Raw genomic sequence first — 17328 nt, 5'->3', positions numbered from 1 at the left:
GAACTAAAGCGGGAAGAGACGAAAATGAGGGGGATCGCGAAAACTCCGCCGAACTCCTGAAGGACTTCGCCTCCGTGTTCACTTGAAAGCTGGCTTGGAGGCCAGCTTTCACCCCCTCATTTTCGTCTCTTCCCACTTAAGTTCCTGCGAACCTCAGAAAAGGAAACCGTTCACGATTCCTCCCCTGCCAGACTCCGCCTCTCCACAAGTACTGGGGCTGTGTATTGGCTCCGCTAAGGGATATGAATGCAACGCGGCATCATCTGTGAATAGTATGAATTAAATTTGGTAAATCTACAGTAATATTCAGGCAGCGGTTGCTTTCTAATTGGACTTAGAAAGCAAATTTTTGCTTTTTGCTTTTCTTACCCAGCCAGTACACAGCCCCATGCCAGCCGGGCGGTCCGGGGAATTGGGCGTAGCATATCACAAATGAATATTCGCAGTAGACTTTGAGTGAATGTCCAGATTGATATTGCACTCCGATACATGCTGATAGTTGATGTCCAGGGAATAGGATACGCGGACCTTTAAGCTGTCCTCGTCCTCGGCGATGAGGATGTCGTTGGTGTTGATGCCGATCATCATTTCTCCGAAGGGCGTCGCATAACAGGAAAGGTTTTTCTTGTCCTTTTCAAATGTCATGTGGACACTGGAGCTTCCGCGTTTTATGATGTCAAGACCCTCGGGACGGATCTTGATTGTGTTTTTGATAATATCATTCTGGCCTTCCATTACCTCGTCGTACAGAATGTAATGGCTGCCGTTTTTCTGGAAATAATCGCCGGCGGTGTTCATCTCAACTTCATTGCTGTCACCGTCCGCCAGCTGAATGCCGCTTATGGTAATCAGTACATCTCTTGTCATCTCAAAACTCCTCTATGTTTATCTGTCTCGTTTCCTTCACCTCTCCGGGAAGAATCGACGCCGCAAAGCTGGTGAATTTTTCTGCCAGATCACTGACATAAAAACGATACTGCTCCTGGCCTTCCTGGGAGCCGCCGCATAATAAATCTGCCTCCTCCAGAACCTGTTTCAGTTCCAGGGCAGTCTCATACGCCGGATTCACCAGTGTCACCTCGGGTCCCATCAGACGCCCTACCGTCGAACGCAGCAGCGGATAATGGGTGCAGCCCAGAACCAGAGTGTCTATATATTTGCCCTTCAGTTCGCTTAAGTAACGGGACGCAATCTCATCTGTCACGGAATCGTGAAGCAGCCCTTCCTCCACCAGCGGAACCAGGAGGGGACAGGACTTGCCGGTCACCTCGATGTCGGAGCGCATCCCCTTCATCACCTTTGTGTAGACGCCGCTGCGGATCGTTCCTTCCGTGCCGATGATGCCGATCTTTCCATTTTTCGTGGCCTGGGTCGCCGTCCTGGCGCCGGCGTGAATTACGCCGATGATGGGAATATCCAGCTCCCCCTCCACCGCTTCCAGCGCATAGGCTGTCGCGGTGTTGCATGCGATAACGATGGCCTTTACATCCTGAGTCAGAAGAAAGCGGATAATCTGTCTCGTGAAACGGATTACCGTATTGCCGGACTTGTTGCCGTATGGAACTCTGGCGGTATCGCCGAAATAGACGATCCGTTCTGTCGGCATCTGTCTCATAATCTCCCGCGCAACGGTCAGACCACCGACGCCGGAGTCAAATACCCCTATGGGTGAATTCCTGTCTGCCATAGTGTCTCTCCTTAAGTTTTGATCCGTTTTCTAAAGCCGGAAGCGGTCAAATGCGTGCTCCATCAGGCGGTCTACCAGCTGATCCTTGGTGACTCCTGCGGCTTCCCAGAGCATGGGATACATGCTGATGGCCGTGAAGCCCGGCAGTGTGTTGATCTCATTAAATACCACGGTTCCGTCATCCTTAACGAAGAAGTCCACTCGGGCGAGGCCGTAGCCGTCCACCGCCTGGAAGATGGCCTTTGCCGCTTCCCGAACCTGATTCACTGCATCTCCCGGAAGGTCCGGATTCACAACCGTTCTGGAATCGGAATTGTAATATTTCGCGTCAAAATCGTAGAACTCCGCGGCCGCCAGGATCTCTCCGACTCCGGAGGCTTCCACCGGAATCAGTCCGCCGCCAAATACCGCACACTCGATCTCCCGGCCCCTGATCATTTCCTCCACAAGAATCTTGCGGTCGTGGTTTGCCGCCTCGCGAAGCGCTGCCTCCAGCTCCTCCCTGCCGTCCGCACGGGCCACGCCCTTCGACGAACCGGCATTCGACGGCTTTACGAATACGGGGTAGGAGAACTTCGCTTCCACTCTGCCGACTACGGAGGCCATATCGTTTAAGTCAGACCGCATAACAGGGACGTAGGCGGCCTGGCGCACGCCTAAATCGTCTACCACGATCTTTGTATACAATTTATCCATGGATACGGCAGATGCCAGCACGCCGCAGCCCACGTACGGGATTCTGGCCAGCTCCAGAAGCCCCTGAACGGTGCCATCCTCCCCATACAGCCCATGAAGCACCGGAAATACCACATCCGCCTTCACAAACTCCACACGGTCTCCCTCGGTTAATATGACGCACTGCTTCGTGGCATCAGGGGATATGACGGCATTTACCGTCCCCTCTCTCCAGCTGCCGGACTCGATCGCCTCCACGGATTCCACTTTGATCCAATGGCCCTCTTCCGTGATTCCAATTAAAAGAAGGTCGTATTTCTCTCTATTCATATGATTGATGACGTTGACCACAGACATGCAGGATACCACATGCTCAGATGACTGGCCGCCAAATAAAACAACCGCTGTTTTCCTGTTCATTTTACTTTCTCCTCATACTTTCCTTTTCCCGCGGGATTGCTGCTGCAGGAATTTCCTTTTTACAGTGTTTATATTATAGCACATATGGTTACAATTACAACAAATAGATAATTCCTGACTGTAAAATGGAGGTTCCTTATGAAATATAGACGTGATTTATTCCTGTGCTTAACCTGCCTTCTTCTGGCATTCTTATTCACCATGGCCGGCCAGCGCCAGAGCGACGAAGCCATGGCCGCCCGAATCGCCCCGGAAATTCTGCGTTTCCACGTTCTGGCCAACAGCGATTCCGACGAAGACCAGCAGCTGAAGCTGCGCGTGCGAACCCTGCTCCTCGATTCAATATATGAGAAACTGGGGGAAAATGCATCACTGGATGATACGAAAGAGTATGTCCTTGCCAATAAGGACAGCCTGGAACAGGAGGCAGAAGATTACATGAAAGCGGAAGGATATGATTATCCTGCACATATGGAAGTAACAGAATGCTATTTTCCCACAAAAACCTACGGCGACATGGTATTTCCCTGTGGTACGTACGACGCGGTGCGGGTGGAAATAGGCAAAGGAAAAGGACACAACTGGTGGTGTGTCCTCTATCCTCCGCTTTGTTTTGTTGATTCGACCTACGCGGTCGTTCCCGATTCTTCCCGGGAAATATTACGAGAATCCCTCGATGCCGCGGACTACCAGGCGCTTCTTAAGAAGCAGCCGGAGGTCCATATCCGGATTCGTTCAAAATTCCTTGAGCTGCTGGAAAATTAGTACTGCCGGGCTTAAATGCGTCCGCCCCCTTGTAATCCTGCTGCTGAGCTTAAACGCGTCCGCCACTCTGTAATCCTACTGTGGTATGGACACATATCCCTGAACTGCCCAGTCATAGTCAAGCATAGCCTGAAGCAGCGCAGTATCAGCCGATTTTCTCGCGCCTTCCGCCTGGTAAAACTGGGCCTCTGCGCCGAGATACTGCAGTCTGCTCAGCATCTTCAAGTCATACTGGCGTTCTGCGGCGCCCTTGGCCAGAAGAGCCTTCTGGTACGCCGTGTTGGCCGCGTCGTAGAGCACCTTTTTCTGCTGCATGACCGAATACAGCCGCTGCATTTCTACCGTCAGCTGCTGTTCCGACACGTCAATATTCTTCAGACGGTTGTCGATAGCGGCCGTGGACTTTGTGGATGACGCATGACGCTGTGATATCAGGGTCTGGTTATTGCCGATGGCCTTTAAAATATCCGCCGACAGATCGATGGTGTCGATCTTCGACGGGTCCGCAGCGGGGACCGAACCGATCTCCGGTGTGGCGTCCACCTTCCAGCCCGTTAAAAGGCAGAGCTGGCTGCGCAGATTATTAGAGAGGTTACGCAGATTGTCAAGCTGGGACTGACTGGACAGCAGATCGCTCTGGGCCTGCAATACTCCGGTGTCCGTCGCCATCCCCAGCCCTGCCTGCAGCTTCGCGGCTTCCAGCGCTTCCTTCTGAAGCTCTTCCACCTTTTCCAGGGTCTGCACCTGGGCGCGGAGATTGTCATACGTAATCATCAGGGTCTGTGTGCCCTTTAAAGCTGATCTCGCTCCCGTGTCAATCTGTTTTCTCGCCTTCTCCAGCTGTTTATCCGTTGCTTTCGTCGTGGTCGACGGGGCGTCCAGCATGGACTCCATCCCCTTAATTGCCGTCTTCAGTTCCTGTAGAGCGGCGTCCTTGCCCTCGAAATCCGGCATCGCTTCCAGCTGTTTCTTCTGTTCCTTCAGCGCCTTAATCTTATCTTTATAATCTTCTTTCTCTATCGAATCTTTCAGATTTCTGACCGTCGAAGCCGTATCATCATCTGAGAAATCCAGCTGCTTATACGCGTAGCTGATCTCGGGATTGTACTCCCTGATCAGATTCTCCAGTTCGTCGTACTCCAGTTTATCGTCCTGAAGCCGCGCCGCCGTCTCCGCATCGTAATCCGACAGCTTTGCCCAGGAAGAGAAACTTCCTCCGGCTAAAAGCGTACCGGCCAGAGCCATACACATTATCATTTTCCATTTTTTCATGCCTTTACTCCTTCCGGCTGTAAGTATCCCATCCACCGGTTACATGCCTGCGCTGGCACTCGCCAGGCCATTAATGTTCCAGTCATACGATTCCACAGCCTGGAACAGCGCCATACTCGCGTCTTCCATGGCTACCTGAGCCTGGAGATACGCATACTGCTGGGTTAAGTAATCCAGCCGGCTGAGCGTACCGATCTGCATCTTCCTCTCGGCCGCTTCCATGTTCTTGGAAGCCACCTCTAAGGATACTGCGGCCTGCTGATAGGCGGTCTGGCTCTGAATAACATTCTTATATGCCGAATCCACGGATGATCCGATTCTCTGGATGTTATCGTCTATGGTCATCTGAAGGCTCTCTTTTTTCGAATTATTCGAGGAGTTTGCCAGTTTCTTTTTGTTGATGCGAAGCGTGTAGTTGTTCTCCAGGGCCTTGGCCTTGTCTGCCGCCGGATCCATGGACTGAATTCTGTTTAAATCCACGGCCGGGATCTCCCGGATCTCCGGGGAAGCGTCGTATCTCCAGCCCAGCATAACACAGAGCTTCTGCCGCGTATTCTCCAGATCGGACTCGGCGGTTAAGATCGCCGCATCCGCGTTCTGTAAATTCTCCAGGGCAGTCAGCACTTCCATCTGCGTGGCCATGCCGTGATTCATCTTAAGCACCACGGAGTCATAGGTCGCGGCCAGCAGTTCCCTGTTCTTTTTCTTCAAATCCAGGTCCCGGGCCTTCTGGTGGTAGGAGATCATATTGGTCTGAGCGTTGGATACAAGCGTGGCCTCTGTCTGATCATAGGTCATCTTGAAAATCTCGCTGTCCTCCACATTGTCATCGGCCTGCTGCTCCAGGCTTAAAGCCTGCGCTTCCGCCATGCTGTCCTGCATGATAGCCTGGGGACTGTCGTCCCCAGACATGCTGCTCCGGACCGCGTCGGCCGCATCCCGGTAATCCTGTGCGATTTCATCGCTTGTTTTATTCTTTTTCTCGTTATAATCACGCTGATTATTCTGTACCGTCACATTATATTCATGTATCAGCCCCGCCAGTTCGTCATACTCCATGACGTTATCGCGAAGCTTTGCCCACTCCTCGGCGCTTCTGGCGAATTCCGGGCTTCCGGCCCAGGCAGTCCCTGTCGGAGCCGCAGCCGCCAGAACTGCTGCCAGACAGCAGGCACTAATCTGTTTCCATTTTTTCATCAATTGGTCCTCCTAACCTTGTACCGGATGGATTTTATGTTACAGTCTGAATCCTCTGCTCTTTTTTCGTATCCTTATCTTACCATATAACTGCAATAAGTTCAAAGACACATTATTCCAGTTTTCATATAACTTAGTCCGGCATTGGCTCCGTATCCACTTTTCCGCTCATAATCGAGTAGTAAACCGGCAGCATCAGGAGGGACAGAATGGTCGAAGCCGTCAGGCCTCCGACGTTGACAAGGGCAAGCCCCTGCATCAGTTCTCCGTTGCTTCCGTATCCGATCGCCATCGGGATCATGGACACGATGGTGGTCAGAGTCGTCATGAGGATAGGACGAAGTCTCGTCGCGCCCGCCTCTATCATGGCCGTTCGCTTATCCATCGTGGAGCGGTACTGGTTGACCGTATCGACATAAAGAATACCGGCGTTCACAACCGTACCGATTAACATCAGGAAGCCTAATAAGGAAGGCATGGTAATCATGACATCCGCGGCCGCCAGCAGACCGAAGGAACCGATCAGGCTGAACGGAATGGTCGTCATGACCATCAGTGAGAACTTCGGTGACTCGAACTGAGCCGCCATAACCACGAATACCAGGAAGATCGCGATGGCAATGGCTTTAAACAGGGCGCTGAATTCCTCATACATGGACTCGTCAACGCTGTTTTTCGCTCTTGTAACCGAGCTGTTCAAGTATTTGTTTACCACCTGTTCATTGATCTTCTTCAGGGCTTCCGTCTTTTCCTTGTCGGTAGACACCTCGTCGGTAAAGGAGCCCGTGATGGTCGCCTGGTACTGTTTATTCTTACGTGTGATTCCGGCCGGGCTGTCTTCATAAACGATATCAGCAATATCGGTAAGCGCCACGGAACCGCCTGTCTGTGTCGGAATCGTGATTCCCTTTACCTTATCCAGCGTATCATACTCTCCATCCGGATATTCGACCTTAACGTCCACGTTGTTGCCGTCCACGTCCATGGTCATCGCCTTCACACCGCTTAACATGTTGTTAAGCAATCCTCCGACAGAGGCCGGAGCGACGCCGTCCGCAGCCGCTTCGATCGGGTCCACATGGACCTTGATTACCGGAGCTGCGTTTTCCAGATCGGAATGCACCTTGATGAGGCCCGGATACTGTGTGAGCTCATCGACCAGATTGTCGGAGGCCTCTTTCAAGTCATCTAGCTGGGAGCTTTGTAAAATAACCTGTAAATCGTTGGAACTGCTGAAGGAACTCATCATGGAACTGGATTCCACGGTTATGTTGCAGTCCGGGATATCCCGCATCTCTTTCTTCCATTTATCCACGACCTGTTTTGTGGTGAGTTCTCTGTCATCCTTCAAATATGCGGTCAGAGAAGCGCTGCTTCCACCCAGGGACAATCCGCTGCCGCCGTATGTAACCATGTAGGACTTCCTGTCAGGCTCGGCTTTGACAATCGCCTCCACCTTGCTCAGAATCTTATCTACCTCTTCTATCTTGAGACCAGGGCGAACCTCTACCGTCACGGCTACGGTTCCCTGGTCTACATCAGGCATCAGGGCGAATCCCAGCCGACCGGCGATCACAAAGGATACCACCAGAAGCAGTACGGAAACTGCCATAACCGTCTTTTTCTTATTCAGCAGCTTTCCGATGATATTCCGGTAGCCCTCCTGCAGCCAGCGAACCATGCCGGAGGCCGGAGAATTCTTCTTCTCCACCGGACGGAACCGGCTGTAGCACAGCGGAACAATGGTCATAGCGGAGATCAGTGAGGCCGCCATACAGAATACGATGGTGAAACCAAGCGGTGCGAACATCTGTCCCGACATCCCCTTTAAGAGTGCAAGCGGGATAAATACGACACAGGTGGTAACGGTTCCGCCGAAGATCGACTGGATAACCTTGCCGGTTCCTTCCAGCGCCGCCTCCATGTATTCCCGGAAGCCCTGCCCCTTGTGGGAACGGAAACAGCTTTCCAGCACAACGATGGAGTTATCGACCATCATACCGACTCCGAGAACCAGGCTTCCCATGGTAACAACGTTCAGGGAAAATCCCATAACCGACATCAGGATCAGGGCCGCCAGGATCGATACCGGGATGGAGCTTCCGACGATCAGGGACGCCTTGATATCTCCGAAGAACAGGAAGATGATAACCATGGAAATGATAACCGCCATAACCATAGTGGTCGTCACAGAACTCAGCGCAGAGGTAATCTGCTCGCTGGTATCATTGACAACGATCATCTCCAGCTGCGGATGCTCTGCCTTCAGCGTCTCGATCGTCCGTTTTACCGACTTCGATACGTCTACCGCACTGCTCTTCTGCTGCTTGTTGATGGACAGGGACACGGTATCTTCTCCGTTATAACGGCCGATACTGGTATCCTTTCCGGTTGTCTCGGACACGTCTGCCACATCCTCTAAATAGATGGTCTTTCCGCTTCCGGCTACGATCGGAATTCTCTTTAAGCTCTCCACCGTATCGAATTTCACGGAGGTACTGACCGATAAATCCTGCTTGCCTACCCCTGTGCTTCCTGCCGGGTAGGTGAAATCCGCACTTTTAATGGCCTGGCTGATGGAATTCATATTCAGATGATACTGATTCATCTTCTCAGGGATCAGGCGGACTCTGATATAGCCCTCCTGTCCGCCGCTTAAATCCACACTGGCTACGGAAGATATTTTCTCAAATTCCGGAACGATCTCATCGCTCACGTAATTGTATAAGTTATCCGCCGAGGGATCATTGACTGACAGTGTGATACTCGGCATGTCATTCATGTTAAATTCGAAGATGCTTGGCGAATCCACATCATCCGGCATGGTGATGCTGTCCATCTTTTTCTTCAAATCGGAATACGCTTTATCCATGTCCGTGCCGTATTCATACTCCATCATGACAATGGAGATATTTTCCTGGGACATGGACTGAATATTCTTAATGCCGGACAGGGTTCCAACCGATTCCTCAATGGGCTTTGTAATCAGCTCATTGACATCATCCGGGCTGGCTCCCGCGTATACGGCGGTGATCATCATCATCGGGAAGTTCATCTCCGGTGTCAGCTCCATCTTGGAGGAGAACACGGAAGACAAACCGAAGACCAGAAGGCATAGAACGGCCAGGACGGTGGTGATGGGTCTCTTTAAAACACTTTTTGTAATTCCCATTCTTCCGCCCCCTTACTGATTCGCATCAGCCGGCTCTGTCTGACTGAAACTTTCGGTCTGAGCGTCTGGTGTCCCGTCTTCTGATGTCTGATTTTCACTTAAGGTGACTTTGGATCCGTCATAAAACTCTGTTGTCCATGTGGTAACAACCAGATCGCCTGCGTTAATTCCATCTTTTACTTCGATGAAGCTGTCATCAGCAATTCCGACCGTAACCGCATTTTTGTGGAGAACACCGTCTCCGTATGTGTAAATATAGGGACTGCCGCCTTCATAATAGACTGCGTCAACCGGCACCGTGAGCACATTTTCGGCCTTCTCAGAAATCACACGAAGCTTTACGGAGGTTCCTGTAGCCAGTGCGCCTCCATCCGGAATGGATGCCTTTACTTTAAATAAGCCGCTCTGCGGATCAACCATGGAACTCACCTCCGTGATTGACGCCACATGGTCTGTTCCATTTTTCTCAACCGTAACAGGATCACCGGCCTTCAGGCCCCCTACTATCCGTTCTGAAGCGTAGAAGGTAACCGCCTTGCCGTCGCCCGCTCCGGCGATGACACAGATCTGGCTCTGCTGGGAAACCATATCGTGAAGCTTTACATTATAGCTCTCCACACGTCCTGCGATCGGGGAGGTAACCTGGCTGCTCTCAAGCTGAAGGTTATAACCCAGTTTTGCACTCTCATACTGCAGTCTTGCCAGTTCTACATTATCAGCCAGCTTCTGGAAATCAGCTTCGGCCATATCCCCTGCCGCATGCAGCACGGAATAGCGGTCCAGATTGCTCTTTGCATCCTCATACGATACCCGGGCTGTTTCCATGGTAAGTCTTGCCGCTTCCACCTGCTTCGTGTCAATCTCGCATAACAGCTGTCCCGCCGTCACCTGATCGCCGGTCTGCACGTTGACGCTTATGATTTCTCCGGCTCCCTTCGGTGTTACATACACGATGCTGTCCGGTTCAATCGTACCGATCAGCTCTGTACTCACCTCGATCGAACGAAGCTCCGGATTCTCTGCGGCTACCACCGGCGGCACCTCCGCCACGACCTCCTCTTTCTTTCCTCCGGCAACATTGGTTACGATTAAGGTTGCCACAGCAGCCACTAATACCACGCTGACTGCGATTGTTATTACTTTCTTCTTACTCATGCTGAACTCCTCACTTCGTTACAAAGATTATTCTAGTTACTGTTTACAAATTCCATGTTGCAGTATTTCTAATTTTTCACGGAAAATTTTCTTAATATTTTCCTCACTCTCCATATGCCGGTTATACCAGCCTATGCTTTCCATCACACATCCCATGATCATGGACACGAGAATTCCAAAGGAATCCATATCGATCTTGCGGAACTTCCCCTTGTCCGTCACCTCGTACAGAGCCTCTAAGATTTCGTTGCCTTTTTTTTCACCCACACCATTGCTTCCATGGATTTCCGCAAAAAGCTTGTCGAAGTCCTGGTAGAGAACGATGCTCTGCATCATCTGGAACATCTTCCCCTTCTGTGCGAAGATAATCGCCTGATCCAGCAGTTCCTCCGAGGCAATCCACAGGTCCCCGCCGTGTGTGACCACGGACTTCGTCCAGAAGAACTTCAGTTTATCCGCAGTGTCGCTGAATATGTATCTCACCAAATCCCGCTTATCTTCAAAATAAGTGTAAAAGCTTCCTCTGGATATTCCTGCATTCTGAATTATTTTATTGATGGAGACCTTTTCGAAAGGAACCCGGATGCATTCTTCCATGGCCGCGTCACGTATCGCTTTTTTCTTCTCCTCCGGCAACTTATAAAATCGTTCTGTCGGCATATTCTCACCCCTCTTTATTCGTTCTCACCCTTTTTCCGGCCAGCCATAATTTTAAACGCGAAAGGTGACAACCTGTCACTTATTATAATGACATGTTGTCACCTTGTCAATAAAGGTTATACTTTTTTTATAAATTTTATGCCCATTTATTTTTTGCTGTCAAGAAGCTCTTTAAGAGCTTCATCACTTTCCTCAATCCAGATGTCTTCTTCCTCCTCATCAAGCCCCAGAAACTGGGCCAGAGTACGGGGATCGTCGCTGCCGTTCCACGCTTCCACGTAATCGTCAATCGCCTCAAATTCGACTTCACCTGCTAAATACCGGTCCTTAAACGTCATCATATGTCTTTAGCCCTCCTGCTCCTTTATATTTCTGGAAACCGTGATTTCCTGGTTATCGATGTGCTCCCTCATGGCCTCCTTGGCTTCCTCCACACGGCGCAGCTTCACAGCCTTTAAGATCTTGTCGTGCTCAAGAAGGAGAATCTGACGCTTATCCTCGTCCTTAATGTATTCCAGACGGTAACGGTACATCTGCTCCCTTAGATTGTTGAGAATCTGTACAAGCCTGTCGTTGCCGGTGCCTTTATAGATGACATCGTGATACGTCTCATCGGTCTCCGCGATCTTCATGGCATCTCCGCAGGCCACCGCAGCCTTAAATTCCTCCTGGGTCTGTTCCAGGGCATCTACCTCTTCCTCTGTCATTCTCTGACAGGCCAGTTCTATCGCCAGTTCCTCTAAGGAGCGTCTCACCTCCAGGACATCACGAAGGCTCTTCTCGGAGATCTTCGCGACCTCGGCGCCCTTTCTCGGGATCATCAGCACCAGACCTTCCAGCTCCAGCTTTCTGATCGCCTCACGGATCGGTGTTCTGGAAACGCCCAGACGCTCCGCCAGCTGAATCTCCATTAAACGTTCGCCAGGAGCCAGTTCTCCTTTTAAGATAGCCTGGCGCAGCGTATTGAAAACCACATCGCGCAGCGGCAGATATTCATTCATGTTCACCTTCAGATCATTTCCCATGGGAAACCTCCTTTGTATTGTAAAAATTAGTCAGATATACAGATTTCGCCAGATTGGCGGACTTGCCGTAACGCATTTCCTCGTAGGCCTCTTCCGCCGCCTTCGGGCTTGTAAATATTCCAAAAACCGTGGGTCCGCTGCCGCTCATCAGGGCATTTACCGCTCCCAGTGATTTTAACCGGTCCTTGATCTCCGCAATCACAGGGTATTCCGGTATTGTGACCGTCTCCAGCACATTGCCCAGCAGGGAGGCGGCCCCGTAAATGTCGCGTTCCCGGATGGCCGCTATCATGCCGTCAATGTCCGGATGGTCAGACGGACGCAGGGAAGCGGCATCCAGATGCTCATATACGAATTTAGTGGAGACGCTGATGCCCGGTTTGGCGATCAGAACCTGGCACTGGGGAATAGGCGGCAGAGGCGTTAAAATCTCACCGATTCCCTCCGAGAGCGCCGTCCCCCGCATCACGCAGTAGGGAACATCGGCCCCGATCTTCACGCCGCGCTCCATTAACGCTTCCATGGAAAGCCCTAAGTTAAACATCTTGTTCACTCCGAACAGCACGGCCGCGGCATCGCTGCTGCCGCCCGCCATCCCGGCGGATACCGGAATAAACTTCTTTAAATGAATGGTGACTCCGTGGTTGATGTGAAACTCGTCCATCAAAAGCTTTGCCGCCTTGTACACCAGATTATTCTCGTTTACCGGAAGATAGTATAAATTAGTCTGGACGGTAATCCCCGGCGTCTCCTTTAAGTAAAGATCAATCTTATCATAAAGTCCGACCGTCTGCATAATCATACGGACCTCATGGTATCCATCCTCTCTCTTCTTAAGAACGTCGAGCCCCAGATTAATCTTCCCATAGGCCTTAAGTCCAAGATGTCTTATCATAGGCATAAATACCTCGCATTTTCTTAATCTCTTCAGATTGTACTTTTTCGTTATTTTGTATACAGTATTAAGTATAGTACGAAAGAGGAAAAAGTACAAGTCTTTTCTAACCGGCTTCCTCATATTACCTGTAAACGTCATAAACCCCGCCGGCAATACACCGCCGGCGGGGTTTATGACTGTAAACTTAAGGCCTGGGACTCATCTTATAAGTACGCTTCCATCTCCTCTTCCATGTTTTTTAAATATTCCGCATACTCCTTGAATTCCTGAGCCGCCTTCTCCTCCAGCTTCTGGCTGCCTTTATAGCAGATGCGGTGTTCCATGCTCGCCCACAAGTCCATGGACATGGTCCGAAGCTGTATCTCCACGGGATAATACTCCATGCCGTCCGTGTGATAGACGGGGACGCCGAACACGACGTGATAGCTTCTGTAGCCGTTAGGCTTGGGATTGCTGATGTAGTCACACTCCTTGATCACTACGATATCGGTCTGTTTCTTAAGCAAAGACACTACGGCGTAAATATCACGCACAAAATAGCAGATTACGCGGATTCCCGAAATATCGGTCAGGCAGTCCCTGGCGGATTCCACGTCGCTCTCGTAGCCTCTGCGGATCAGTTTCTGTTCTATGCTTTCTTTCTTTTTAATTCTGTCCTGCACATGGTGAATGGGATAATTCTGGTATTTGCGCCGGTAATCGTCATTCAACACTTCGACGCGGACGCGAATGTTCTTCAGCGCGTCCTCATAAGGCTGGATAAACACAACATACTCCTCTTCCGTCATATGCCACCTCCCGGATTTTTCAAAACCAACCATACTGGGGATTATTATACCTCATTTTTGTGTCCATCCCATGTCCAAATTCTAAAAAAAGCGTTGTGCTTTCTGAACTTTTTCTGATCAGAAGTACAACGCTTTCTTCTATATAATATAGCCGGACTTATCAACGATTACTGCTCTGTCGGCTCTTCTTTCTTAACTTCATCCTCTTTTATCGTTCCCACTGCCTTTAAGGCCTCTTCCTCATCGGCAAAGATCGGTCTCATATCGCCGTCTTCACGCTCTTCCTTCGGCATATACTTCTGAAGGATCGGAGATAAGATATAGGAGTTGATAAATGCAAGAAGCGGGAATCCAAAGAGCACGCCAAACATCATGATCTGCGGAATCATCACCATCGCCACAACCACAGCCGCATCAATGACGATAATCGCGATTGTCTGGAATAAATGACGGATGGACATGAAAAATGCATTGAAAAACGTTCTTTTAATGGTATTATAAAATCTGGACTGAAGCGGGAATATGTAGGTTATAATCGCCAGATAAATAATGGACATAGCAAGGAAAATCGTTACCATGACTGTTTTAAACTGCTGGGACATGTTAAAACCGCCCCTTGTAAAGAACAGCATGTCAAAGCCCAGAATAAGACCCACAGCCAGCATAATCAGCCAGATAATGGTCGCCTGCTTGAAGTTCTCCTTAAAGGACTTGAAAAAGGACCGGATCGTGTATCCGTCATCATTCCTCGCAAGCTTCAGCGTAACGTAATATACAGCGGTCGTCGATGCCCCAATTGTAAAAATGGGAATACTGCACACGAACCACAGAACGTTCAGTATGATCAGATCTCCAAACTTCCCGATAAAACGCCAGACAGGATTATCATAATTAAAAAAACCAGACAGCATAAGTCGTACCCCTTCTCTTTCCTTTGAGTGTGTCCGGTGGAAATGAGTATACAGACACGCTCTAGTAGCATTAATGAGTATTATAGCGAATCCTGTCTCAAAAAGCAAACATTCTTCTTTATTTCATGAAAATTTCACAATTATTATGCCGGGGTTGTGGTATAATGTGGTATACAATGAGCAATCACCCGGGCCTTTGGCCCGCCGCTCAACCGGAACCGGTGGAATCCGGGCCGACTAATTCACGAAAGAGGTTTGACTATCCATGACACCTTATGAAAATGTTACCTTTAAAGAACGGCTGCACGAGGAAGCCGCCAAGCTTAAAGAGATGTCTTTCAAAGACAAATTCTGGTATATCTGGGAATACTATAAGTTTCCTATCATCGGGGTTGTGATCGCGGTTTTTCTGGTGGGATCCATCGGAGGCGCCATGTACAACAACCGGTTCGACACCGCGCTGAGCTGTGCCGTCCTGAACAGCCGCTATGACAGTGAAGCGCTGACCGTGGACCAGTATTTTAACGAGGGCTTCCGCGCCTTTATCGGACTCGACGAAAATACGAAGATCGATGTGGACTATTCCATGTCCCCTTCTTTTGATGAATCGGCCATGAACGAGTACTCCTACGCGGAACTGGCAAAGCTGACTGCCATGATCTCCAGCAAGGGACTGGACGTCATGATCGGACGCCCGGATGTCATTGACCATTACGGGGAGATGGACGGATTTCTCAATCTGGAAGAAGCCCTCCCGGCGGATTTATACGAGCAGGTAAAGGATTACCTCTATCCGGTCACCAATGCCGAGACCGGTCAGGAAGCGTTCTGCGGCATCCGCATCGGAGATACCTCCTTTGGCGAGAAGACAGGCCTGATCCTGGAAGATCCGGTCCTCACCATTATGAGCAACTCGCCTCATACAGATACAGCAATCCAGCTGATTCGCTATATCTTTGAGCAGTAAGACGAAAGCCAAGTGATTCGGCCAGGCGTATGGAGGCCGTATTTCCTTCCTCAATGACCGCGCAGATACAGCCGGTCAGCCGACCGGTACCATAATTTAATATTTCCCTGCACGCCTCCTTCGCATAGCCGGAGCGCCGCCAGGGAGTGAAGATGTGATATCCCAGTTCCAGCGGGGTATCCTCTTTTTTTTGCAGTGGAGAATACTCTGCCTGCCGGGACTCTGTTTGCTGGATTTCTGCCTGCCGGAACTCTGTTTGTTGGATTTCCCCATTCAGGAATTCTGCGGTTGGCTGAAAGAGCCCGGCCTTTCCGATCACGGCCATACTCTCCTTTTCCACCACCGCCCAGATTCCGTATTCAAAGAACCGGTACTGGCTGTCGATATATGCGGTCAGTTTCTCTCTGCTGTGAAAAATCTCATCACCGGGTCCCGCATCTTCCAGAATCATGTGCGCAGCATCCTCCGCCGTGAATTCCCGGATCACCAGCCGCTCCGTCTCTGCGATGATCCAGGGCATATGAAGCCTTCTTCTCACCACCCGCTCCAGAAACTCCTCATCGGCATCCTCCGCGCATTCCACAACGTATTCCGCAGGGGCAAGGCTCTGGCCGCTTCTGTTTTTGTCCCATAAACCAATGATGGCCCCGCCAGCCGCATACGCGGCCGACAGGACCTCCTGTTCACTGGAAATGGTGACAGTATACGGCGTACCGCTGATGAATACGGTTCGTTTCTCTGTCATACAATCATCCTCTGTCTTAATTAGTACTTCTTATTAGTACTTCTTATTAGTGCTTCCTGATTAGCATTTCTCCGGTTCCGGATACTCTGTGCCGAAGGTCTCCACTGTCATGGATTTGATCTTCTGCTCTTTCATCGGGCGGTCGTTGTAATCTGTGCGCACATCGGCAATCTTATTCACAATATCCATGCCTTCGGTAATCTTGCCGAATGCCGCGTAGGAACCGTCCAAATGCGGGGAAACCTTGTGCATAATAAAGAACTGGGAGCCTGCGGAGTTCGGGTTCATGGCTCTGGCCATGGACAGCACGCCCTCGGTGTGCTTAAACGCGTTGTTAAATCCATTCTGGCTGAACTCACCCTTAATGGAATATCCCGGGCCTCCCATTCCGTTTCCGTCCGGGCAGCCGCCCTGGATCATAAAGCCGTTAATGACTCTGTGGAAAATCAGTCCGTCATAAAAACCTTTTTTTACCAGACTTATAAAATTATTTACTGTGTTCGGAGCAATCTCAGGATAGAGCTCGGCCTTCATGACATCGCCATTTTCCATGGTTATTGTAACAACCGGATTATTCATATTATAATTACTTCCTTTCTCTGTACCATGCATTCTGTACAACCTGAAAGTATTTTACCAAATCTGTCCCGGCTTTTCAAGACGGAAGACGGTATTTCGATTCTTTTCGGTGCAGTACAGGCCGTGTAAGGCTTTTGTTCACATTTTGTTTAAATTTCATTCAAAAACCTTTTACATAAATAACATGATTTCTTCATGATTCGTGGATATACTTTAATTGTAAACAAGTAAATAGCTTATAAGATTTTTTTCATAATACTCGAGCTGATAATTTATTATCAGCTCTCCTCCCTTTTTCAAACAAAATAAACGATTCAGCCCTCTAGCGTTACAATTAGAGGGCTGAATTATTAAAAACAAGTCTAACTTCAGTGACGCATATATATCCCACTGACAAAAGCTCAGGACTATA

The 17328-nt window shown here is 50.0% G+C and carries 17 protein-coding genes; 2 read left to right on the top strand and 15 right to left on the bottom strand.

Going from position 1 to position 17328, the window contains the following annotated elements; genetic code table 11:
- Positions 1-426: 426 nt before the first annotated feature.
- Genes ACLTD4_RS19485 through ACLTD4_RS19475 form a run of 3 tightly spaced genes read right to left on the bottom strand, consistent with a single transcriptional unit; the run spans position 427 to position 2782 of the window.
- Positions 427-867, bottom strand: a complete 441-nt coding sequence (locus tag ACLTD4_RS19485; RefSeq protein ID WP_412331482.1) for a DUF1934 domain-containing protein — start codon at positions 865-867, stop codon at positions 427-429.
- Position 868: 1 nt separating this feature from the next.
- A complete protein-coding gene (gene murI / locus ACLTD4_RS19480) occupies positions 869-1687 on the bottom strand; it encodes a glutamate racemase (RefSeq protein WP_117622361.1) in 819 nt (272 codons plus the stop codon).
- Between the two features lie 30 nt (positions 1688-1717).
- The gene (locus tag ACLTD4_RS19475; RefSeq protein ID WP_117622362.1) at positions 1718-2782 is read right to left on the bottom strand and encodes a D-alanine--D-alanine ligase family protein; all 1065 of its coding nucleotides are present in this window, start codon (positions 2780-2782) and stop codon (positions 1718-1720) included.
- 138 nt (positions 2783-2920) lie between these two features.
- On the opposite strand from ACLTD4_RS19475, the gene spoIIR reads away from it, so the two are divergent.
- Positions 2921-3547, top strand: a complete 627-nt coding sequence (spoIIR, locus tag ACLTD4_RS19470) for a stage II sporulation protein R (protein ID WP_002604741.1) — start codon at positions 2921-2923, stop codon at positions 3545-3547.
- Between the two features lie 75 nt (positions 3548-3622).
- Here spoIIR and ACLTD4_RS19465 read toward each other — a convergent pair whose 3' ends face one another.
- The 10 genes from ACLTD4_RS19465 to ACLTD4_RS19420 all read right to left on the bottom strand — a co-directional run bounded on the left by ACLTD4_RS19465 (position 3623) and on the right by ACLTD4_RS19420 (position 14625).
- Positions 3623-4819, bottom strand: coding sequence for a TolC family protein (locus ACLTD4_RS19465; protein ID WP_117622363.1), 1197 nt, complete (start codon positions 4817-4819; stop codon positions 3623-3625).
- A gap of 39 nt (positions 4820-4858) precedes the next feature.
- A complete protein-coding gene (locus ACLTD4_RS19460) occupies positions 4859-6016 on the bottom strand; it encodes a TolC family protein (RefSeq protein WP_117622364.1) in 1158 nt (385 codons plus the stop codon).
- A gap of 133 nt (positions 6017-6149) precedes the next feature.
- Positions 6150-9188 (bottom strand): efflux RND transporter permease subunit, encoded by a 3039-nt coding sequence (locus tag ACLTD4_RS19455; RefSeq protein ID WP_055653482.1) that lies wholly within the window; start codon positions 9186-9188, stop codon positions 6150-6152.
- A gap of 12 nt (positions 9189-9200) precedes the next feature.
- A complete protein-coding gene (locus ACLTD4_RS19450; protein ID WP_055653480.1) occupies positions 9201-10343 on the bottom strand; it encodes an efflux RND transporter periplasmic adaptor subunit in 1143 nt (380 codons plus the stop codon).
- A gap of 36 nt (positions 10344-10379) precedes the next feature.
- The gene (locus ACLTD4_RS19445; protein WP_117622365.1) at positions 10380-11003 is read right to left on the bottom strand and encodes a TetR family transcriptional regulator; all 624 of its coding nucleotides are present in this window, start codon (positions 11001-11003) and stop codon (positions 10380-10382) included.
- Between the two features lie 146 nt (positions 11004-11149).
- Complete coding sequence (locus ACLTD4_RS19440; RefSeq protein ID WP_117622366.1) at positions 11150-11344, bottom strand: hypothetical protein; 195 nt, start codon at positions 11342-11344, stop codon at positions 11150-11152.
- Between the two features lie 6 nt (positions 11345-11350).
- Positions 11351-12028: a GntR family transcriptional regulator gene (locus ACLTD4_RS19435; protein WP_002604748.1), complete on the bottom strand. Its 678-nt coding sequence runs from the start codon at positions 12026-12028 to the stop codon at positions 11351-11353.
- Positions 12018-12923, bottom strand: coding sequence for a 4-(cytidine 5'-diphospho)-2-C-methyl-D-erythritol kinase (ispE, locus tag ACLTD4_RS19430; RefSeq protein WP_181988672.1), 906 nt, complete (start codon positions 12921-12923; stop codon positions 12018-12020). The genes ACLTD4_RS19435 and ispE overlap by 11 nt, the downstream gene beginning before the upstream one ends.
- 206 nt (positions 12924-13129) lie before the next feature.
- Entirely contained in the window at positions 13130-13714 is a 585-nt protein-coding gene (locus ACLTD4_RS19425; RefSeq protein WP_117622367.1) for a GTP pyrophosphokinase family protein, read from the bottom strand.
- Between the two features lie 167 nt (positions 13715-13881).
- Positions 13882-14625, bottom strand: a complete 744-nt coding sequence (locus ACLTD4_RS19420) for a YesL family protein (protein ID WP_117622368.1) — start codon at positions 14623-14625, stop codon at positions 13882-13884.
- 265 nt (positions 14626-14890) lie between these two features.
- On the opposite strand from ACLTD4_RS19420, the gene ACLTD4_RS19415 reads away from it, so the two are divergent.
- Positions 14891-15592 (top strand): hypothetical protein, encoded by a 702-nt coding sequence (locus ACLTD4_RS19415; protein WP_117622369.1) that lies wholly within the window; start codon positions 14891-14893, stop codon positions 15590-15592.
- Here ACLTD4_RS19415 and ACLTD4_RS19410 read toward each other — a convergent pair.
- Positions 15528-16337 (bottom strand): GNAT family N-acetyltransferase, encoded by an 810-nt coding sequence (locus ACLTD4_RS19410; protein ID WP_117622370.1) that lies wholly within the window; start codon positions 16335-16337, stop codon positions 15528-15530. The genes ACLTD4_RS19415 and ACLTD4_RS19410 overlap by 65 nt on opposite strands.
- Positions 16338-16397: 60 nt before the next feature.
- Positions 16398-16916, bottom strand: coding sequence for a peptidylprolyl isomerase (locus tag ACLTD4_RS19405; protein WP_117622371.1), 519 nt, complete (start codon positions 16914-16916; stop codon positions 16398-16400).
- Positions 16917-17328: the final 412 nt, after the last annotated feature.

The sequence above is a fragment of the Hungatella sp. genome (genome assembly GCF_046966825.1).
Note: the sequence above shows the minus strand (reverse complement) of the source record. Positions and strands in the feature narration are given on the sequence as shown.